The organism is Dyadobacter fanqingshengii (assembly GCF_023822005.2).
GTDB classification, from domain to species: domain Bacteria; phylum Bacteroidota; class Bacteroidia; order Cytophagales; family Spirosomataceae; genus Dyadobacter; species Dyadobacter fanqingshengii.
Map to the genome: position 1 here is coordinate 5,416,224 of NZ_CP098806.1, position 20,275 is coordinate 5,436,498.

Consider the following 20,275-nt stretch of genomic DNA (forward strand, 5'->3'; position numbering starts at 1 on the left):
AAATACCACTTCACGCATCCCAGAATTGAAGCTAAATGTCAGTAAATAAGCTCAGAGGAAATACTCAGCGCCAAAAAACAGAAGAAACAAGCAGTCCCGGTTTTCGAATATCGTTAGATTGGGACCACATTTTTTCCAATCCAAAGAACATCTTGGCCTGGGGCACTTTTTTCATTGTGCTCGGCCTCATCATGGAAATTTCTTTCCTTTCCTACATCATCACCGGCCTCTCGGACCAGAGCGTTATTGATGGCATCGGGCAAGAATCCATTCGTGACGCAGGACGGCAAACGCGCAATTTCTTTGGCGTGCTGGGTGCGGTCGTCTCCCATTTTTTTGTCTATCGCTGGTTTGGCGTAGGCGCGCTTTTACTCCCGCTTGTGCCATTTATTGCAGGTTGGAAAATGGCTTTTGGAAAGGAACTTTTATCCTTGACCAGAACCACTAAGGAAGTGATTTTCTTTACTTTATGGCTGAGTGTCATGATGGGCTACGTGGTCCTGATGAGCAATAAAGAAAACACATTAAGCTTCGTTTCGGGCGGCATTGGTTATATGATCAATGTGACGCTTTTTGACTGGCTTAAATGGGGGAGCGTCATTCCGATCATCTTCGCACTGTTTGTGTTCGCCGTTTTCTTTTATGATGCCAAATCTGCGTATGAAGCCTGGCAGCTTAAAAATGCGAGACCTGACGTTGGCCCGGATACAAAGGAAGATGCCGTTCCGGGAGCCGAGGAAAAAGTGGTTGCAGAACAGCGCAATTTTACGTCCGTGGTTAATGATACATATGACGACGAGGAATTGGTAGTTGAGGAAAAAGCGCAGCCGGTTAAGCCGGTTATTGAGCTGGAAACCGAGCCAAAGATCGAAGTTGTTGCTAATGCTGCGCCGGTTTTTGTCCCGGTAAAGCCAACACCTGTTACAACCATCCCAACGACGCCGCTGAAATTAGAACTTGAAGTAGAGGATACAACCGTTCATTCCAATGGTCAGGTTGAGGAAGAGGAGTTTGAGGATGAGGATATTAATGCAACCGTCCTGCGTGAATTTGGTCAATATGACCCGATGCTGGATTTGCCGACTTATCAGTTTCCAAGCATAGGACTGCTGAATGATGCAGTGGATAACCAGCATGAAAAAGTAAGTCAGGAAGAGCTGGAAAGTAATAAAACGCGGATCGTAGACACACTTGGAAGTTACGGGATCAACATTTCGAAGATCAAAGCCACGATCGGGCCGACAGTAACATTATACGAAATCATCCCGGAAGCAGGGGTCAGGATCTCGAAAATCAAGAACCTGGAAGGCGACATTGCATTGAGTTTGGCAGCACTGGGGATCCGTATCATCGCGCCGATGCCCGGAAGAGGAACAATTGGTATTGAGGTGCCGAATAAGAACCGGGAAACCGTTTTCATCCGCTCTGTTTTGTCCAGCGAAAAGTTCATGAAAGCAAATTACGATTTGCCGATTGTGTTGGGGAAAACAATTTCAAACGACATTCATATCGTCGATCTGGCGAAAATGCCTCACCTTCTAATGGCCGGGGCAACGGGACAAGGAAAGTCTGTGGGCTTAAATGTGATCCTGGCTTCACTGATTTATAAAAAGCATCCCGCAGAGTTGAAGTTCGTATTGGTTGATCCTAAAAAGGTTGAACTAACATTATTCAACAAACTGGAAAGACACTTCCTGGCTAAGCTCCCTAATGCGGAGGAGGCGATCATTACCGATACAAAAAAGGTAATTTTCACACTCAATTCGTTGTGTATAGAAATGGACTCGCGCTACGATCTGCTGAAAGAAGCGTCAGTTCGTAACCTGAAAGAATACAATGCCAAGTTCGCCCAAAGACGCCTGAACCCTGAAAAAGGACATCGCTTTCTTCCCTATATCGTGCTCGTTATCGATGAGCTTGCGGATTTAATGATGACAGCCGGAAAAGAGGTTGAAACGCCCATTGCGCGACTTGCCCAGCTAGCACGTGCCGTTGGTATTCACTTGGTCGTTGCCACACAACGCCCTTCTGTTAAGGTTATTACGGGTCTTATTAAGGCCAACTTCCCAGCACGTCTTTCTTTCCGTGTAACATCCAGCATTGACTCCCGCACCATTTTGGATATGGGTGGTGCAGAACAACTGGTTGGCCAGGGTGATATGCTTCTGGCAATCAACTCAGAAGTGATCCGGCTGCAATGTCCGTTCATCGACACCAGAGAAATAGAAGATGTCTGCGAGTTTATTGGTGCACAAAGAGGTTATGATGACGCCTATGCATTGCCGGAATATGAAGGCGAGGATGCATCCGATGGCAAAGCAGACCTGAATCCGGATGATTTTGACGGATTACTTCCAGACGCTGCCAGGCTCATTGTTACCCACCAGCAGGGAAGCACTTCCTTAATCCAGCGCAAGATGAAGCTCGGCTACAACCGCGCCGGCAGGATTATGGATCAGCTGGAGTTGTTAGGTGTGGTGGGTCCATTCACAGGAAGTAAGGCGCGCGACGTCATGTTCCACGATCTGAGCGGTCTTGAAGAACAACTTCGCATGAGAGGCTTGATCTAGCCATTAAACCATTCCGATTGCTATTGGTCTAAAATTTGTAGCAAAACTGTTTCACACCCTTTTTAACTTACTAAGAACCAAAACGCTTTATATGAAAAGTTTCAGAATCAGTGCCTATTTCTTCGCAGCAATGGTAATCTCTGGCTTGTCGGCGACGTCGGCCAATGCCCAGGGAGACAAAAAATCGTCGGCCATTCTGGAAGCAATGAGCAACAAATACCAGAAAATAAAATCTTTCAAGGCCGTATTCACTTACACACCGGAAGGAGGGAAACCGCTCAAAGGAGAAGCAACGGTGAAAGGAACAAAATTCAGGCTTAAAATGGCTGGCCAGGAGATATTTAATGATGGAAAGCTGATGGCGACTTACATTAAGGAGACCAATGAAGTCAACCTTCAGGACTTTGATCCAACAGCAACAGGCGATTTGGACCCGACAAAAATTTACACGGCATACAAGAAGGGTTTCAAATACGCTTTCCTGAAAGAGCAAAAAGAAGGTGCGAAGTCGCTGGAAGTGGTTGAACTGACGCCTACTAAAAAAGATAGCCAGGTGAACAAAGTGCAGATCGCCGTGAACAAGGCCGATAAATCCATTAGCAGCTGGACAATATTCCAGAAAAATGGCCAGGAAGTGACTTATACAGTGAATGAATTCCAGCCGGATGTTACTGTTGCGGACACTTATTTTGCATTTAATGCAAAACAATATCCAGGGGTGGAAGTTGTAGACCTCAGATAATTTTTTTAGTCATACAAAAAGCAAGGCGGCGGAATCTTTTGATCCCGCCGCCTTTTCTTATCTAATCTAAGCAAATCGTGCACTGATAATTAATTAACAGCCTGGTGCAAATCCCGATATTTCTTAATCAGGTTATGCGATTCCAGCAACTCCGCTTTTTGATTGGCAATAATTTGTCTGATGTTTACCGGCAGATCTGTATCTGTTGCCAATGCATCGTCATATGCTTCCTGAGCTGCATCTTCGCCATATTCGCAGCTTTCAAGAACCGAAGTTCTGTCGTGGCCTGTGAATGTTGCTTTAATATCCATCCAAACTCTGTAAATCTTTCCCGAATTTGTAGTGCCCGTCGCAATCTCTCCTCCCAAATTTCTCACCTCGGCACTCAGCTCATTAATATTCTGACGGCTTTCGTTTGCCATCTTTTGAAATATCCCTCTCAAATCAAGGTCAATGTCCTCTACTTCCTCAACCGCTTTCTCATAACCGTCGATACGGTCGTTATTGATTTTTATCAAGTCATTCAAAACTTCAATAAGATTTTCATTGGTTTCCATAACTATGCCTATTTTGAGTTTGTGATAAGTTTATTCAATATTAAAGACCAGTCTAAAAATGCTGTGCCATCAGCCAATTTGGATTAAAAGGACTGCTTAAAGATTCCGAACTGAACGTATATGTAGTTCTTTTTGCACGGATTACAAGGCGATACCAACTTTAACCCCTCCCCAGCGGTGGTCCATTCCGGTGTGGAATTCTCTGGTAAGAAAGGACTGATAATATTCCAGATAAATGCGCCAGTACTGCACAACCAAACCGAAATTGTCCTGAAACGTCACTCTGTTAATTTGAGACGATCTCAATTTGTAGGGACTATTTGTGGAGAACAAGCCGCCCTGTAATGTGGCGTCATATGCATTGAATCCAATAAGTGGCTGATTGTAAATGTAGCATTGAAGTTTCCGGGTTAATTTTACAGGCGCATTGTCAAATGGAGAATAAAACTTTCCGAGCCTCACTGTTAATCCCGCCTGCGCTTTGTTAGTTAATGTGCCCATTTGCATTTGGGTTTCAGTATTGAGTGCGACGTGATTTTTGTAATTGAAAACCTGTTTCTGAAACTGGACTGCATAATTGATGATCAAATCATTTTTAATCTGATTTTGCCAGCCTCTCGGATCTCGGTCGCCTGTCCATTCGTGAATTTTCGTCTGCATTTTTCCGGCAAAAGCTACGGGGCCTATCATTCCGGTGCTCAGGATAGCAACCAATCGTGTTTTTTTAAGCGTATCAACTGAAATACGAAATGATTTTAGCATGATGCATCCGGCAAAAGGGCGATCATTGTATAAAATGGCATCACTTGAAATGCTGGTAGGGGTGAAGCCGTAATGTTCAAAAGCCAGTCCATATTGCATGGACCGGCCCGTACGTAAGAGAAGTTTGTTCAGTGGATTTTTTCTTAAACCCGGTGTAATTAATTCAAAACTGTAACCCTGGGTGTAATAATAATCGCTTTTGGCAAAAAAATCATTGTCGTAATGCAGCCTGACATATTTATCGCCTGCAACATTTCTAAATAAAGCAGTTTGATCGATCCGCTGCGCCAGAGCAGGTTTTTGAACACACAAAAAAGCAAGGATAAGAATATATCGCATAGTGTTATATATACGCTATTCCTCCAAGTCTAGACCTGATGTGCGAGTAAAGACTTTACGTGTTGCTCGCTGTCTGTGAAAAGTTTGATCTCTTCCACCTGTTTATTGAGGAACCGCTGGATCTTTCCGTTTTCATAAGCACGGAAAACCGCGGGATGCACATAATATTTTTTACAAACAGTCCGGGTATTTCCCAAATGTGCCGCCACCACGTCTAAACACGTATTCAATGTCCGTGTCAACTGCCGCTGCGTCTCATATTTTTCCTGATGGCTCAGATATTCGAATGCAGTTACGGTGCCCATCCAGGTCCGAAAATCCTTTGCGGAGAAATTGGATCCGGTATATTTTCGGATATAATCATTTACTTGATGCGCATTCAGCGAACATCGGGATCCATTTTCCTGCGTGTATTGGAACAGCCGCTTTCCTGGCATTTCCTTGTATTGCTTTACCAATCTGGCCAACTGCGTGTCCCTTAATGTAATGTCCTGTTTGATGCCTTTTTTTCCCGTAAACATAAATCGGATTGTGTTGCCTTTCACACTGGCGCAACGCGCGTCCAGCGTGGTGATTCCTGAGGAGCCATGCTTTAATTTATAACGCTGATTTCCCACCCGTATACAGGTTTTGTCCATAATCTTGATGACCAGAGCAATGGATTTGTCAAGATCAAAACTATGCTTGCGCAAATCATGCTCCACCTGCTCCCTAAGCTGTGGAAGGGCGTCCGAGAATGTCAGAAGGCGATAATATTTTGTCTGGTTGCGGATCAGGTTCCAATGCGGGTGATAGCGATATTGCTTTCTGCCCGCTTCGTCGATTCCGGTCGCTTGAAGATGCGTGTCCGGGTCCTCGCTGATCCATACTTCCCGCCAGGCAGGGGGCAGCACCAGGCTCTTGATCCTTTTGATCTGAGCTTTGTCTTTTACCCTGATCCCTAGTGTATCAAGGTAATAAAATCGCGGCGCTTTGCCTTTCCTGAGAAAACCAGGGGCATTACCGGATTGGATGTAATTAAGACCCGCAGCAGCGGCTGTAAGTGCAGGGTCCTTTCTTAATTTTTTAAATTGTTTGGCAGTGATGACGGGCGCTTCTGTCAACGTTCCAACTGCTACGGCTACCGACATAGATTTGTACTGTTAAACTATATTTCGACTCACTATTAAAGTAATACCAGCCGAAACAGGAAGCTTATTCATCTGCCGATGAGGAACATTCTACTCAATTTGAATCCTTGCTATGAGCATATCAACGGCTTACAGGGAGAAACAATGTGAAGGTCGAACCACTTCCGGGCTTGGAACGCACGGTGATGAATCCTTTATGGTTTTCCGCAATTTTCTTGCAAATAGCCAGGCCTATGCCGGTTCCGGGATATTTGTGCGCCGGATGAAGTCGCTGAAAAACGTCGAAGATCCTGGTCTCGTATTCTTCATCGAATCCTATGCCATTGTCTTTGAAAGAAATGCCGTAAAATTTTTGAAGCGGAGAAATAATTTCATTGACCGCGCTGCCGTCAACAATATTCACTTTAATGTCAATGTCGGGGGCTGTGTCGGGATCGGTGAACTTGATGGCATTGCTGAGCAGGTTCAGGAACAGTTGGTGAACCTGGAAAGGGATAACCTTTACTGCAGGCAGTCCCTGCGCATGAATGGTCACATGCCGTTCCTCTATATTATCCTGCAACTCGCGCAAAACATCCTTCAGAATAACATTCAGGTCCATTTCTTCGAAGACCTTTTCCATGTTTCCCGCTTTGGAGTAAGCAAGAATATCTTCAATAAGGTTTTGCATTTTCTCCGCCGCCAGACGCATGCGTCCAACAGAATCCTTCACCTGCGCAGACAGATCCGGGTCTTCCCGGTCGAGCACCTTCGACGCGAAAATCTGGATCTTTCTCAATGGTTCCTTCAAATCGTGCGTGCTGATCCAATTGAGGTTGGCAAGTTCCTGATTAGCGGTTTTCAGTTCTTCATTCAGGACGCGGTTTGCATCCTCCTGGGTTTGGATCACCCGGTAATTAATATGCTTTTGCAATGCGTAGGAAAATCCGGAGGCTACATTAATTTCGGATTTACGCCAGGGGGCACTCTGGTACTTCACCACCTGCATCCAAAGCTCAAAAGATTTTCTGGGCGAAAGGCGCAGACCGTCTTCATTAGGCAACATTGCCTTGTCAGGGTTTCCGCCCCAGTTTATTGTCTCAACCTTCTCCTGCCGCATCCAGATTATCCCGTCCGAATTTCCGGACAATGCATGATAAATAATGCCGGCAGCCTGCTGTGAAATGGCATGGCCTTCCGGGTAATGATCGCTCAGGCAATGCGTAACCAACCCTTGCGTTTTAAAATTATCAGCCAGAAAATGGAATAGGGAAATCAATGGCTCATCTGCTGGTGTGATGCCGTTTTTGTAAAGTTTGTTATTCAAAAAAATGGCTGCTCCCGTTGCATTCGCCAATTGCAGCAGCGAATTATCATGGTGATATTCCTCAATAAAATTTTCGTTTTTGTGGAGCTTGGACAGCAATTCCACCAACGACTTATCTACTTTCTGGCTTACTTCGAACTCTTCCGCCACTTCTCTTACAGCAATTTGTGAAGTAAGAAAATGTCCCTGAAGCAATGCAGAAAGCCTCGTGTAATGGGGCAATATTTTCGGAGAGTAATGATGGCAGGCAATCAAACCCCACAATTTCTGATTTTGCAAAAGAGAAATGGTCAGTGTTGCCCCAACGCCCATGTTTTTTAAATATTCGACGTGGATAGGCGAAACGCTCCGCAGGATAGAGAGGCTAAGGTCCAGTGATTTGTTGGTTTTCTCGCTCGCGTCGTCCAGGGTCAGGATCGGGACAGGCGTGTAGTTAATGTCAGCGATCATCCGCAGCGGGTTACGGATATAGAGTTCTCTGGCTTGAACGGGAATGTCTGTATGCGGGTATTTTTGTCCGGCAAAGGAATCAAGGTCTTCCCGCTTGCTCTCCGCGATTACTTCACCGTTGTAGGTAGGATCAAACTTATAGATCATGACGCGGTCGTAACCGGTGATCTCACGCGTTTGATTGGCTATTTCCTGGCAGAGTTCAGGTAAATAGCTGGTTTTCTCCATAATGGACACGAATGTCCGCGTCTGGTTATATAGATTGGGCAGATTAATGGCGCCATCCGGAAATGGCTCTAATTCAAGGATCAGTGTTTCGTTGCTCGTGTGTACAGTGGTGTTGTAGGAAATATTGTCCACCGAGAAAACATACGGTTTGGCAGAGTCAATGTATTCTGCTGATGCATATTCCTTAAAACCGTCGGACTCCTCAGCAGAGAAAATATCGGCCAATGTTTTTCCAAGGATCATTTGCGGAGCAATGCCCATGTACTCCGCGCAGTTTTCACTGCAAAAGTCAATGATATAAGTACGCCTGTTCACGCCCAGCATAAAGCCTTGCGGTTGTATGCTTCCTGGTATATGGATGGGTTCGCTTTCGCAGTTTGTCAGATTGACAAGATCGCGGTTCACTATGTTCTTAATGTTCATTCGTACTTATCAATTATTGCTTCGTCAAGCCAATTGTCTATGATCGTAAATGTGTTAACCGCGCCCTGTATTATTTCCGCGCTTTGTCCTGTTTCCATTGCGAATCGGTTAAGAGACGAGATGAAGGCTTTCCACATCAAGCCAGTTTGCTCACCATAGCCCCAGAAATAGGAACATCCGTTTTCTGCATTGAGCCCCAGCGTTTGGTTAATGTGTTTATATAAGAACCGGCCTCCCAAAAGCGAACCTTCCAACACATACATGGCTCCTAAATGCCCCGCAACTGATGAAAACGTAAAAGTATAAACGGGCAATGCTTCTATCTGATGTTGGGTGAAACCGGTAGTCAAAAGATCCTGCGCAATGAACTGGGAGCGATAACGCTGGTTCAGATCCGTTATGATATCTTGAATATGAGGAAATACAGAATTTTCACAGCCCAAGGTCACGCCGTACAATGCTGACAAATAGTTTTGATAGTCAATCAAGGTAACCTGTTCATTGAGAATCATTTTGGACAAATAATTCTCCTCCAGGTGTTTGTGGCTAACTGCTGTCTGCTTCCTTAAATTTTGGATAAATGACTCTTGATCGGAATGAAAACTATGCATTTCGCTCATAGATGTAACATGAAGTTCTTAAAACCTAATCAGCATTCAAAAATTGTTCCATCCTGTAATAAGTCTTTTCGACTCTTCTGTTCCCAACACCCGTTTGGCACAGTATTTTAACATATCTGAGCATTATCACAAAAAAATGAAATTGATTATGAAAAAGATAACATTAACCGGAATGCTGTTTGCCGCGATGCTGACATTCGCTGCTTGCAACAATACTAAAACTGAAGATAGCAAAGAAGTAGCTGAGGAGCAAAACGACGCGAAACTTGACGATACCAAACTGGAAGATGATTCAGAATTTGCCGTTGCAGCCGCCGATGGTGGTATGCTGGAAGTGCAACTGGGTGAACTTGCCCAAACCAATGCTGCGAGCGCAGATGTGAAAAAATTTGGTAAGGACATGGCAACAGAGCATGGTAAGGCCAATGAAGAGTTGAAAGCACTTGCACAGCAAAAAAATATTACTTTGCCAATGTCTGTAAGTGATGATAAGCAGAAAAAAATTGACGATCTGTCTAAGAAAAAAGGCGCTGAGTTCGATAAAGACTATATTTCTTTCATGGTAGATGACCATAAAGAGGACATCAGCGAGTTTGAAGAAGCTGCAAGTGATGCCAAAGATGCAGAGGTAAAAGCGTGGGCAGCTGGAAAAGTACCAACGCTGAAACACCATCTGGAAATGGCGCAAGGCATTAAAGATAAGATGAAATAATATTCGTTTGAGTATAGTTTGATGAGCCGGGAACCCGCATTGGGTTTCCGGCTTTTTTGTGCCCAAACCATTGAATAATCAAAAGAAATCCTGAATTTGTAACGCTGGAAGGCACTTTAACGGCATTTTTTCTAAGTAATAAAAGAAACATTTGTTAAATCCTCTCGGATAAGCTTATTTTGTCTACCAATCTTATAGAGTATTCCTGATGCGTAAGAATTTTTCCCTGTTCCGTTCCCTGTTAAGCTTGTTAGTCATTGCGGGCGCATGTGGCATATCAGTTGCACAAACCGCAGCCCGACCTAACATTATCTTTATTTTTTCCGATGACCATGCTTATCAAGGCATAGGCGCATATGGAAATAAATTGGTTAAAACACCCAACATTGACCGCATTGCACGCGAAGGCGCGTTGCTGACCAACAATATCGTAACAAATTCCATCTGCGGGCCGAGCCGAGCAACATTGCTCACCGGAAAATACAGCCATACGAATGGTTATAAAAGGAACGACAGGACCAGGTTTGATACGAATCAGACTTTACTATCCAAAACGTTACAGCAAAGCGGTTATCAAACGGCCTGGATCGGAAAAATGCACCTGAACAGCCTGCCTGCGGGGTTTGACTATTGGAATGTGCTGCCTGACCAGGGAAGCTATTACAATCCTGATTTTGTCGGCCAGCCTAACGACACCACCCATTATACAGGTTATGTTTCCGATCTGATCACCAAATTTTCGGTCGACTGGCTTGAAAAACGGGAAAATACCAAGCCATTTTTCCTGATTGTTGGGCATAAAGCTACCCACCGTGAATGGCTGCCCGACTTGCAGGACCTGGGTGCTTATGACAATGTTACATTCCCCCTTCCTTCAAATTTTTATGATGATTACAAGGGCAGGACTGCGGCTATGCAACAGGATATGAGCATTGAAAAAACCATGCGGTTGAGACAAGACCTTAAAGTGGATGTGGATTACGAAAAAGACGGCGCATATAAGCGCTTCACGCCCGAGCAGAAAAAGGTTTTCAAGGCATATTATGACAAAGTTGGAAAAGAAGTAGCTGATAAAAAGCTGACTGGTAAAGCATTAACCGAATGGAAATATCAGCGCTATCTGCGCGACTATTTCTCCGTTGCCAACTCGCTGGACAGGAACATTGGCAAGCTGCTGGACTATCTGGATAAATCGGGTTTGTCAAAGAACACGGTTGTCATCTATGCGTCGGACCAGGGATTTTACCTGGGAGAGCATGGCTGGTTTGATAAACGTTTTATTTACGAAGAATCTTTGAAAACGCCATTTGTGATCCGCTATCCAGGGGTTATTAAGCCCGGGAAAAAAGTGGAAGACCTGATTGTAAATGTGGACTGGGCTCCTACTGTGCTGAACATTGCCGGTGCAAAAATTCCATCCGATATCCAGGGGAAATCATTTTTACCATTATTAAAGGACGATCAGACCGCGAAAGCGCCCTGGCGTAAGGAAGCATACTATCATTATTACGAATTTCCCGAGCCGCACCATGTTTATCCGCATTTCGGCTTGCGTACAAGCAGATACAAGCTGGCTTATTTTTACGGAGGCGCTGATTCCTGGGAATTGTTTGACCTTGAAAAAGATCCCAAGGAAGGCTCAAACATTTACGGCACGCCCGGCACCGAAAAGATCACAGCCGACCTGAAAGAAAAACTGAAAGCACTGATGAAGGAATATAAGGATGATGAAGCACTGAAAATATTGGCCGGGGCCAAAAGCATTTAATTAAAAAGGATTGTGTACAAGAAAGCATACGATGCAATTGTGGTAGGAGCCGGTCCGAATGGCCTGGCGGCGGCTGTCACATTGCAGGAAGCAGGACTTTCTGTTTTGATCGTCGAAGCCAGATCAACCATTGGCGGAGGCATGCGATCATCGGAACTGACGCTTCCAGGGTTTGTACACGATGTTTGTTCGGCAGTGCATCCGATGGCAGTGCTGTCGCCGTTTTTTAAAACATTACCATTGAAGAATTACGGTCTGGAAATGATCCAGCCGGAATATGCGGCAGCGCATCCGTTCGATGATGGCAAAGCAGCCGTTTTGCACGAGTCCGTGAAGGCAACCGCGGAAGGGTTAGGGATTGATAAAAAAGCCTACCTCAACTTCATGCAGCCTTTATTAGCGGATTTGCCGGGCTTGCTTCCCGACCTGCTGGGCCCACTGAGGTGGCCGAAGCACCCGATCGATCTGGCGAAATTTGGAATAAAAGCACTCCCGCCTGCGACCTGGACCCGTAAATTTTTTAAAACGAGAGAGGCCAGGGGGCTTTGGGCGGGAATGGCGGCGCATGCGATCCAGCCTTTGCAGAACATTGCCACGTCCGCATTCGGGATCATGTTGATGGCAGGCGCGCACCTTGCAGGATGGCCGATTCCAAAAGGCGGAAGTCAGTCCATAGCGAATGCATTAGCCAATTATTTTTTATCCATTGGCGGTGAAATACACACGGATTTCGAGGTGAAATCACTTGACGACCTGCCGGATTCGAAAGCCGTTTTGCTGGATGTCACACCGAAGCAACTTTTGCGCATTGCCGGGAATAAATTGAATGCTTCCTATCGCAGACGTTTGGAAAAATATCGGCAGGGGATGGGCGTTTTTAAAATAGACTGGGCCCTGGAAGAGCCGATCCCTTTCACGGCAGGAGCTTGCAGAAAAGCCGGAACCGTACATTTGGGAAACACATTTGAAGAAATAGCACATGGTGAAAAAAGCTTGCACAATGGAAAGCATGTAGAAAAACCTTTCGTGTTGCTGGCGCAGCAAAGTCTGTTCGATCCCGGACGCGTGCCTGCTGGAAAGCAGTCAGCATGGGCTTATTGCCACGTTCCAAACGGTTCGGACAAGGATATGACCACCATTATTGAAAATCAGGTGGAGCGTTTTGCGCCGGGTTTTCGGGACATTATTATAGACAAGCACACCATGAATACGGCGCAGATGGAAGCCTATAATCCCAACTACATTGGCGGCGACATTAATGGCGGCATACAGGATATTTGGCAGTTATATTCCCGGCCCACATTACAGATTTCGCCATACCGGACTGCTGCCGAGGGTATTTACCTGTGTTCGTCCTCAACCCCTCCGGGTGGTGGCGTGCACGGAATGTGCGGACATCATGCGGCAAGGCAGGTTTTAAAGGATGTATTTAAAATGAATAACATTACAGCAGAGCGGGTTAAATAAGTCAGACATGAATTTTTTGCAGACCATTAAGATTAGTTTTTTCATTGGAATAACAGCCCTTGCTGCGACCAGTTGCGATAAAAAGCAGACTGCCGAAGAACGGAAAGCCGATAGTCTTGCGCATTGTATTGCGGATGGCATCCCGTCGAGGGCTTCAGCGATCAAAAATGCGAGTTACATCACCGAGGGGAAGGGCGACACAACCGGAATGGCGTGGATTAGTGGTGGTAAGTTCCTGATGGGGTCAGACGAGTTTCCGGATTCGCGCCCGATGCATGAGGTGAATGTGAATGGCTTTTATATGGATAAGCATGAAGTAACCAATGCGGAATATGCCGCTTTTGTGAAAGCAACTAATTATAAAACCGTGGCAGAAAGACCATTAAATCCGGCTGATTATCCTGGTGTTCCAGCCGATAAGCTCGTTCCCGGATCAGCGGTTTTCACGCCTACGCCCACACGCGTTTCTTTGGATAACCCTTTGCAATGGTGGAATTACGTTGCCGGCGCAAGCTGGGCGCACCCCGAAGGGCCGTCATCCTCGATCAAAGGGCGTGAAAATTATCCGGTAACCCACGTATCTTATGAAGATGCGGCAGCTTATGCCAAGTGGGCCGGAAAAAGGCTTCCTACCGAAGCCGAATGGGAATTTGCCGCGCAAGGAGGAAAAGGCAATCATACATATTATTGGGGCGACGAATTAAAGCCCGGGAACAAATGGGTGGCAAACATTTACCAGGGAAGTTTTCCTGATAAAAACACTAAAGAGGACGGCTTCCTGACAGCAGCACCGGTAGAAACATTTCCAGCAAATCCATATGGTTTGTACGATATGGACGGCAATGTTTGGGAATGGTGCGAAGACTTATATCGCCCGGATTATTATCAGAAAAGTGCGAAGGATAATCCCAAAGGACCTTCGGATAGTTATGATCCCGATGAACCGGGTGCAGTGAAGCGCGTTCAGCGTGGCGGGTCATTCCTTTGCAGCGACGATTATTGCATTCGTTACAAAGCCGGAAGCCGTGGAAAAGGCGAGGTGACCAGTGGCAGCAATAATCTTGGATTTCGCTGTGTTAAGGATAAAATTTAATATTGGGTAAAAGACTTTTCTGTATTGAATATGCATTTTTTAACTGTTCCAGGATTGGCGAGCTCGGGGCCGCAACATTGGCAGACCATTTGGGAAAGGCAATATCCGCAGCGTTTTAGCAGAGTGCAGCAGCAAAACTGGGACTGGCCGATTAAAGAGGATTGGGTGAACCAACTTCAAACCCAGATAAATAATTTAACCGGCCCGACCGTTTTAATCGGACACAGCCTTGGCTGTATCACAATCGCACATTGGGCGCACCAATTTAATTCTGAGCATATTAAAGGGGCATTGTTAGTTGCTCCTGCGGATGCGGAAATGTCCAAGCGATTAAATTTTGTTATAGGCTTTACGCCTATCCCCGTTAAACCTTTTGTCTTTAAATCGGTCGTAGTAGCGAGCACCAACGACATTTATGCAACCATTGGCAGATCAAAGGCATTTGCCGGACACTGGGGCAGTGATTTTATAAATGTGGGCAAAAAAGGACATATAAATGCGGTTTCAGGTCTGGAAGATTGGGAAGAGGGTAAGGAGATTCTGGAAAGCCTGAGTGGAGTAAAACTTGCTGAATAAAATTTTACTATATCTTCTTATCTTACAAAACTAATTTTTACACTTAACAATCGAATGACTATGAAAAAAATGTTTGTTTTCGTTTTTGCTGGTTTGCTGTTCAATGCCGCTGCAATGGCTGGCCCTGATAAAAAAGCTGCTGACAAAACACTTGCAGTAGACACAAAAAGCAGTACAATAACCTGGGGCGCTAAAAAAGTAACAGGAACGCATGCAGGCTCGGTGCCTGTTGAAAGCGGATCCTTGATCGTAGAAGGCGACAAACTGAAAGGTGGAACATTTGTAGCTGACGTGAAATCATTGGTTGTTACAGATGTTACCGACAAAGAAATGAACGGAAAACTAACCGGCCACTTGAAAAGCGATGACTTTTTCTCAGTTGAAAAACATCCTCAGGCTAAGTTGGTTATTTCGTCTGTTACACCAAAAGGCGGTGATGCTTACGATGTTGTAGGCAAATTGACCATCAAAGGAATTACGCAGGAGGTTAAATTCCCTGCAACAGTGAAGGCTGATGCTAAAAAAGTAACGGCTGTTGCCAAAGTAACGGTGGACCGTACCAAGTATGACATCAAATTCCGTTCGGCTAACTTCTTCGAAAACCTGGGAGACAAGGCGATCGACAATGATTTTACATTGGACGTGAACCTTGTGGCTAACAAATAAGATAAGGTAATTTTAAGAAAAGTTTGTATAATCCGGCTCGATTCGATCGAGTCGGATTTTTTTTAACCCATCTTATCCATGAAAAAAATATTTACCGGCCTCGCACTCACGCTGACAATGCTTGCGGGAGTTGCATTTGCCCAAACGGAAAACAAGCTTCCCGACTGGACATTCGGCGGTTTCCAGCGACCGGCTGGTGTTAACCCCGTTATTTCGCCAGATTCGACCACCACGTTTTTTTGTCCAATGAACAAAAGACAGGTCGATTGGGAATCCAATGATACTTTTAACCCCGCTGCAACAATAAAGGACGGAAAAATCGTAGTGCTTTATCGTGCAGAAGACAAGGCAGGCCGGGCCATCGGAAAACGGACATCACGCCTTGGTTATGCAGAAAGTGAAGACGGAATCACATTCAAGAGACGCAAAGAACCCGTTTTATATCCCGCAGAAGACGGCCAGAAAAAGAACGAATGGCCGGGTGGTTGTGAAGATCCGCGCGTTGCTGTGACAGAAGACGGCTTATATGTGATCATTTACACACAGTGGAACCAGGACAAAGCTCGGCTTGGGATTGCAACTTCCAGGGATTTATTAAAATGGGAAAAACATGGCCCGGCATTTTCTAAAGCTTTTAATGGGAAGTTCAACGAAATCTGGTCAAAATCAGGATCTATTATTACGAAACTCGTTGGTGACAAGCAGGTTATTGCAAAAATAAATGGTAAATACTGGCTCTATTTCGGCGAGGCAAATGTTAACCTCGCTTCGTCTACCGACCTCATCAACTGGACGCCGCTTGTAGATAAAAACGAAAATCTGGTTAATCTGATTTCTCCGAGAAAAGGCTTTTTTGACAGTAACTTAACAGAATGCGGCCCACCAGCCATTGTTACCGAAAAAGGAATTGTGCTTTTATATAATGGTAAAAACGACAAGGGTGAAGACGGCGACAAGCGTTTTACACCCAACAGTTACTGCGCCGGACAGGTTTTATTTGATAAAAATGATCCTTCCAAAGTGCTGGCGAGACTGGACGTTCCCTTCTTCCGTCCTATGGAATCATTTGAAAAAAGTGGACAGTATGTGGCAGGAACCGTTTTCATTGAAGGAATGGTCTATTTCAAAAACAAATGGCTCCTATACTATGGCTGCGCTGACTCGCGCGTAGGTGTGGCGGTTTACGATCCTAAAACGAAAACCCCGGGCGACCCGCTTCCCTGAGCACCGAGGCTCGTGGATGTCCGCAATTGTATAAGATTATTTTAGCTTCATCGATCTATCGAAAATTCAAAGTCGTATATCAGGTAAATAAAACGAACTTGATACCTATGAAAACGTCGATGAAAATTACAAGCTTTTTTGCAGTGGCTTTAATGACTGCATTTAGTGCATTTGCGCAGGAAAAAACAGTAATGGTAGGCGGAGCAGAAATGTATCCTTCTAAGAACATTATTGAAAACGCAGTTAATTCAAAAGACCACACCACATTGGTTGCAGCTGTAAAAGCAGCCGGATTGGTAGAAACATTATCTGGCGCAGGTCCTTTCACCGTATTCGCACCGGTAAATGCAGCATTTGCAGCGCTTCCGGCAGGAACGGTTGATAATCTGTTGAAACCAGAAAACAAAGCAACATTGACATCGGTTTTGACTTACCACGTTATTCCTGGAAAAGTTGATTCTAAATCAGTTGCTAAAATGATTAAAGACGGCAACGGAAAAGCAATGGCAAAAACGGTTCAGGGAGCTGAGCTTACTTTTTCTATGGACGGAAAAGACCTTATCGTGACAGATGCAAAAGGTAACAAAGGCAAAGTAACGATCGCGGACGTTTACCAATCCAATGGTGTGATCCACGTAGTTGACAAAGTTTTGATGCCTTAATGAATTGAGTTTTGTGATTTTGGTTGTGTAGAGTGGTTGTGATGTGGCGGGAGAGCTTAGGCTTTCCCGCCTTTTTTGTGTGCCATGCAGGTTAGTACAGGATAGTGTGACGGATATTTTTAGGAATTTTTGGATATTATTTTCTGCTTTTTTAAGAGTAGTTAAGTAAAAATTGCCGTTGTTGTAAGGGAAGCCATTGTTTCAGAAGTCACTAAACCTATAAATACAATCCAAATGAATTCCAGATTTATCAGCGCCGGACTTATCCTGGCCGTTTTATTGACCATCGGAAGCCAGATTTCATGCGTAGCCCAGAAGAAAGAAAAAGGCTATGTATCCATTTTTGATGGCAAATCATTAAAGGGCTGGGATGGAGATCCGAAATACTGGAGAGTTGAAAACGGAAATCTTGTAGGAGAAATCACACCGGAAACCCTTTTGAAAACAAATTCTTTCATCATCTGGAAGGGCGGCGAGCCAGCAGATTTTGAATTGAAAGGTTCGGTAAAAATTGCGACTGCCGGTAATTCAGGAGTAAATTACAGAAGCGAGCAACTAACAGACGTTCCTTTTGCGCTCAAAGGTTACCAGGCTGATATCGACGGAAAAAACAATTATACCGGCCAGAATTATGAAGAGCGCAAAAGAACAACGCTTGCATATCGCGGTCAGAAAACAACGATCAAGCCTTACAAAGGAGAAAATACGCCGGAGGCCGTTCGTGCAGGTGTGAAGGGCAATGCCTGGACAGGTCTGGAAGTAACCGGTTCATTAGGAAGCTCGGATTCATTAAAGACTTTGATCAAAAGCGAAGACTGGAACGAATTCCACATTATCGCCAAAGGGAACCGTCTGCAACATTATATTAACGGCGTATTGATGAGTGACGTTACTGATAATGATACGGTTAATGGTAAAAAAAGCGGATTGCTTGGCGTACAGGTTCACGTGGGCCCGCCTATGAAAGTGGAATACAAAGATTTGAGAATCAAACAATAGCGTGAATGCCGGCAATGGCAAGAATTACAGTAAAATGAATAAAATAGGATTTAATGTGCTTGCCTGGACGGCGGCGGTTTCTGATGATCTTTTTCCCATTTTAGACCGGTTGAAAGGAATCGGTTACGACGGAGCGGAATTTTATTTAGGCCCTCAGGAATCTGCTGCTTACCAACGTGTTGGAAATTATACCAAAGACATTGGTTTGGAAACCACAGCCGTAATGACCCTCGGCGCGGATGAAAATCCCGTGAGCGAATCGGTGGAAGTGAGGCAAAAAGCTTTGGATAAAATCAAATGGGCTGTCGATCGCGCACATGACCTGAATGCAAAAATAATCTGCGGACCTTTTCATTCTGCGCATACGGTTTTTGTCAATCGGCCTGCGTTGGATCAGGAATATGCATTGGCTGGAGAAGTTTTGCATGCCGCCGCGGATTATGCCGCACAAGCCAACATTACATTCGCATTGGAAGCATTGAACCGTTTTGAATGCTATTTGTGCAACACCATGGAGCAGCTGCTCAAACTCGTTAAAGCCGCAAACCATCCCCATGTGCGGGCGATGTTTGACACACATCATTCCAACATTGAAGAGAAAAAATATTCGACAGCATTGCAGACCATAGCACCCGTTTTGGCTCACGTTCATATTAGCGAAAACGATCGCGGAACGCCGGGTGACGGACAGGTGCTTTGGGATGATGCGTTTTCTTCCTTGGCAGCAATTAAATATCAGGGCTGGCTTACGATTGAAGCATTTTCAAGGAATGACCCGGATTTTGCAAATGCAATCGGAGTCTGGCGCGAATTTTCAGATCCGTGGGACATTGCTGAGAATGGCTACAAATTCATCCGCGAAATGAGCCTGAAACACGGTCTTTAAGCAAACCAACATCATTCCTGACCCATGCAAAAAACCTTGAAATCATTGCTGTTCATCAGCTTTGCCACATTAATATTCAGTTTTATATCGGTTCAGGCCAGCGCGCAAGGCGATGACGCCGGCAAATATCGCGTCGTTTACAAAGGTGATAAGGGACCGGGCGTTGGTAAAAACATCGTTTTCATCGCCACCGACCACGAATACAGAGGCGAAGAATCACTGCCAGCATTAGCAAGGATCTTAGCTAAACGTTACGGTTTCAACTGCACGGTCGTATATGCGCTGGACTCAGCAGGCAACATTTTTCCGGGTGGTTCCAACATCAAAGGCCTTGATATCCTGGATAAGGCCGATCTGCTGGTCATGTTCATGCGCTTCGCCCATTTTCCCGATGCAGAAATGCAGCATATCGATGATTATGTGAAAAGAGGCGGGCCTATTGTCGCATTCAGGACGTCTACGCACGCTTTTGACATTAAAAACAATCCTAAATGGGCACATTACGGCTGGGATTACAAAGGTGAAAAGACCGACTGGAAAGACGGTTTCGGCGAGTATGTGCTCGGTGAAACCTGGGTTTCCCATTACGGCACCAACCACCAGCAATCGTCCAAAATCATTATTGAAAAATCACAAGCCGAGCATCCGATCATGCGCGGCGTGAAAGATATGTGGGTGCAGTCCGGCGGTTACACGGCCGAGCCTAAGGGAACTGTCCTCGCAAAAGGCGAGGTGTTAAATGGCATGACTGCAACTTCCGAGCCTGACAAAACGAAAGAAATGCTTCCGGTTGCCTGGATTAAGGATTACCAGGTTGAAAACGGCAAAAAAGGACGCTCGTTCACAACCACACATGGCGCATCGGAGGATTTGCTGAATGAAGGCTTCCGCCGGATGGCGCTGAATGCAGCTTTTTGGGCCATGGGCATGGAAACAGAAATTAAGCCCAATAACGACATTGCATTTGTAGGACCTTACAAACCCACAACTTTCAATTTCAGCGGTTATAAGGCCAATGTCAAACCATCGGATCTGGCAGGCTGGGATTCGCTCATTATGCCCGGCGAGATCGTCAAAAAGAAGACAAAGTAATTT

Annotated in this window: 18 protein-coding genes; 13 read left to right on the forward strand and 5 right to left on the reverse strand. The window is 45.2% G+C overall.

The genetic code is table 11. The annotated features are described in order from the left end of the window. The first annotated feature begins 35 nt into the window (after positions 1–35). Both NFI81_RS22675 and lolA1 read left to right on the forward strand, forming a co-directional pair. Entirely contained in the window at positions 36–2,570 is a 2,535-nt protein-coding gene (locus NFI81_RS22675; protein ID WP_234615762.1) for an FtsK/SpoIIIE family DNA translocase, read from the forward strand. Positions 2,571–2,661: 91 nt separating this feature from the next. Continuing rightward, complete coding sequence (gene lolA1, locus NFI81_RS22680; RefSeq protein WP_310587741.1) at positions 2,662–3,312, forward strand: outer membrane lipoprotein periplasmic chaperone LolA1; 651 nt, start codon at positions 2,662–2,664, stop codon at positions 3,310–3,312. Positions 3,313–3,401: 89 nt separating this feature from the next. On the opposite strand, the gene NFI81_RS22685 is transcribed toward lolA1, so the two are convergent. From NFI81_RS22685 to NFI81_RS22705, 5 genes are all read right to left on the reverse strand, one after another. Next, a complete protein-coding gene (locus NFI81_RS22685; protein ID WP_234615763.1) occupies positions 3,402–3,869 on the reverse strand; it encodes a ferritin-like domain-containing protein in 468 nt (155 codons plus the stop codon). A gap of 141 nt (positions 3,870–4,010) precedes the next feature. After that, on the reverse strand, positions 4,011–4,970 hold the full coding sequence (locus tag NFI81_RS22690) for a lipid A deacylase LpxR family protein (protein WP_234615764.1): 960 nt from the start codon (positions 4,968–4,970) through the stop codon (positions 4,011–4,013). A 29-nt stretch (positions 4,971–4,999) separates the two neighbouring features. Next, on the reverse strand, positions 5,000–6,100 hold the full coding sequence (locus tag NFI81_RS22695; RefSeq protein ID WP_234615765.1) for a DNA topoisomerase IB: 1,101 nt from the start codon (positions 6,098–6,100) through the stop codon (positions 5,000–5,002). Positions 6,101–6,221: 121 nt separating this feature from the next. Next, positions 6,222–8,507, reverse strand: coding sequence for an ATP-binding protein (locus tag NFI81_RS22700; RefSeq protein WP_234615766.1), 2,286 nt, complete (start codon positions 8,505–8,507; stop codon positions 6,222–6,224). Beyond that, positions 8,504–9,127, reverse strand: coding sequence for a biliverdin-producing heme oxygenase (locus NFI81_RS22705; RefSeq protein ID WP_234615767.1), 624 nt, complete (start codon positions 9,125–9,127; stop codon positions 8,504–8,506). The genes NFI81_RS22700 and NFI81_RS22705 overlap by 4 nt, the downstream gene beginning before the upstream one ends. A 148-nt stretch (positions 9,128–9,275) precedes the next feature. On the opposite strand from NFI81_RS22705, the gene NFI81_RS22710 reads away from it, so the two are divergent. The 11 genes from NFI81_RS22710 to NFI81_RS22760 all read left to right on the forward strand — a co-directional run bounded on the left by NFI81_RS22710 (position 9,276) and on the right by NFI81_RS22760 (position 20,272). Further along, positions 9,276–9,839 (forward strand): DUF4142 domain-containing protein, encoded by a 564-nt coding sequence (locus NFI81_RS22710; RefSeq protein ID WP_234615768.1) that lies wholly within the window; start codon positions 9,276–9,278, stop codon positions 9,837–9,839. A 208-nt stretch (positions 9,840–10,047) separates the two neighbouring features. Further along, entirely contained in the window at positions 10,048–11,607 is a 1,560-nt protein-coding gene (locus NFI81_RS22715) for a sulfatase family protein (RefSeq protein WP_234615769.1), read from the forward strand. Between the two features lie 12 nt (positions 11,608–11,619). Next, on the forward strand, positions 11,620–13,074 hold the full coding sequence (locus tag NFI81_RS22720) for a phytoene desaturase family protein (protein ID WP_234615770.1): 1,455 nt from the start codon (positions 11,620–11,622) through the stop codon (positions 13,072–13,074). 7 nt (positions 13,075–13,081) lie between these two features. Then, positions 13,082–14,167, forward strand: coding sequence for a formylglycine-generating enzyme family protein (locus NFI81_RS22725; protein ID WP_234615771.1), 1,086 nt, complete (start codon positions 13,082–13,084; stop codon positions 14,165–14,167). Between the two features lie 30 nt (positions 14,168–14,197). After that, positions 14,198–14,743, forward strand: coding sequence for an RBBP9/YdeN family alpha/beta hydrolase (locus NFI81_RS22730; RefSeq protein WP_234615772.1), 546 nt, complete (start codon positions 14,198–14,200; stop codon positions 14,741–14,743). Positions 14,744–14,803: 60 nt separating this feature from the next. Next, a complete protein-coding gene (locus NFI81_RS22735) occupies positions 14,804–15,409 on the forward strand; it encodes a YceI family protein (RefSeq protein WP_234615773.1) in 606 nt (201 codons plus the stop codon). Between the two features lie 78 nt (positions 15,410–15,487). Then, a complete protein-coding gene (locus NFI81_RS22740; RefSeq protein WP_234615774.1) occupies positions 15,488–16,633 on the forward strand; it encodes a beta-1,2-mannosidase in 1,146 nt (381 codons plus the stop codon). A gap of 107 nt (positions 16,634–16,740) precedes the next feature. After that, positions 16,741–17,295: a fasciclin domain-containing protein gene (locus tag NFI81_RS22745; RefSeq protein ID WP_234615775.1), complete on the forward strand. Its 555-nt coding sequence runs from the start codon at positions 16,741–16,743 to the stop codon at positions 17,293–17,295. Positions 17,296–17,529: 234 nt separating this feature from the next. Continuing rightward, on the forward strand, positions 17,530–18,294 hold the full coding sequence (locus tag NFI81_RS22750; protein ID WP_234615776.1) for a 3-keto-disaccharide hydrolase: 765 nt from the start codon (positions 17,530–17,532) through the stop codon (positions 18,292–18,294). Between the two features lie 34 nt (positions 18,295–18,328). Further along, positions 18,329–19,180, forward strand: a complete 852-nt coding sequence (locus NFI81_RS22755; RefSeq protein WP_234615777.1) for a sugar phosphate isomerase/epimerase family protein — start codon at positions 18,329–18,331, stop codon at positions 19,178–19,180. 24 nt (positions 19,181–19,204) lie between these two features. Continuing rightward, entirely contained in the window at positions 19,205–20,272 is a 1,068-nt protein-coding gene (locus NFI81_RS22760; RefSeq protein ID WP_234615778.1) for a ThuA domain-containing protein, read from the forward strand. The last annotated feature ends 3 nt before the right edge of the window (positions 20,273–20,275 follow it).

Bases quoted from the DNA above. Each gene is read 5' to 3' on its own strand.
- NFI81_RS22710 (WP_234615768.1), top strand. From the start codon at position 9,276: ATGAAAAAGATAACATTAACCGGAATGCTGTTTGCCGCGATGCTGACA.
- NFI81_RS22690 (WP_234615764.1), bottom strand. From the start codon at position 4,970: ATGCGATATATTCTTATCCTTGCTTTTTTGTGTGTTCAAAAACCTGCT.
- NFI81_RS22685 (WP_234615763.1), bottom strand. From the start codon at position 3,869: ATGGAAACCAATGAAAATCTTATTGAAGTTTTGAATGACTTGATAAAA.
- NFI81_RS22745 (WP_234615775.1), top strand. From the start codon at position 16,741: ATGAAAACGTCGATGAAAATTACAAGCTTTTTTGCAGTGGCTTTAATG.
- NFI81_RS22705 (WP_234615767.1), bottom strand. From the start codon at position 9,127: ATGAGCGAAATGCATAGTTTTCATTCCGATCAAGAGTCATTTATCCAA.
- NFI81_RS22695 (WP_234615765.1), bottom strand. From the start codon at position 6,100: ATGTCGGTAGCCGTAGCAGTTGGAACGTTGACAGAAGCGCCCGTCATC.
- NFI81_RS22750 (WP_234615776.1), top strand. From the start codon at position 17,530: ATGAATTCCAGATTTATCAGCGCCGGACTTATCCTGGCCGTTTTATTG.
- NFI81_RS22760 (WP_234615778.1), top strand. From the start codon at position 19,205: ATGCAAAAAACCTTGAAATCATTGCTGTTCATCAGCTTTGCCACATTA.
- NFI81_RS22740 (WP_234615774.1), top strand. From the start codon at position 15,488: ATGAAAAAAATATTTACCGGCCTCGCACTCACGCTGACAATGCTTGCG.
- NFI81_RS22700 (WP_234615766.1), bottom strand. From the start codon at position 8,507: ATGAACATTAAGAACATAGTGAACCGCGATCTTGTCAATCTGACAAAC.
- NFI81_RS22715 (WP_234615769.1), top strand. From the start codon at position 10,048: ATGCGTAAGAATTTTTCCCTGTTCCGTTCCCTGTTAAGCTTGTTAGTC.
- NFI81_RS22730 (WP_234615772.1), top strand. From the start codon at position 14,198: ATGCATTTTTTAACTGTTCCAGGATTGGCGAGCTCGGGGCCGCAACAT.
- NFI81_RS22725 (WP_234615771.1), top strand. From the start codon at position 13,082: ATGAATTTTTTGCAGACCATTAAGATTAGTTTTTTCATTGGAATAACA.
- NFI81_RS22755 (WP_234615777.1), top strand. From the start codon at position 18,329: ATGAATAAAATAGGATTTAATGTGCTTGCCTGGACGGCGGCGGTTTCT.
- NFI81_RS22675 (WP_234615762.1), top strand. From the start codon at position 36: ATGTCAGTAAATAAGCTCAGAGGAAATACTCAGCGCCAAAAAACAGAA.
- lolA1 (WP_310587741.1), top strand. From the start codon at position 2,662: ATGAAAAGTTTCAGAATCAGTGCCTATTTCTTCGCAGCAATGGTAATC.
- NFI81_RS22735 (WP_234615773.1), top strand. From the start codon at position 14,804: ATGAAAAAAATGTTTGTTTTCGTTTTTGCTGGTTTGCTGTTCAATGCC.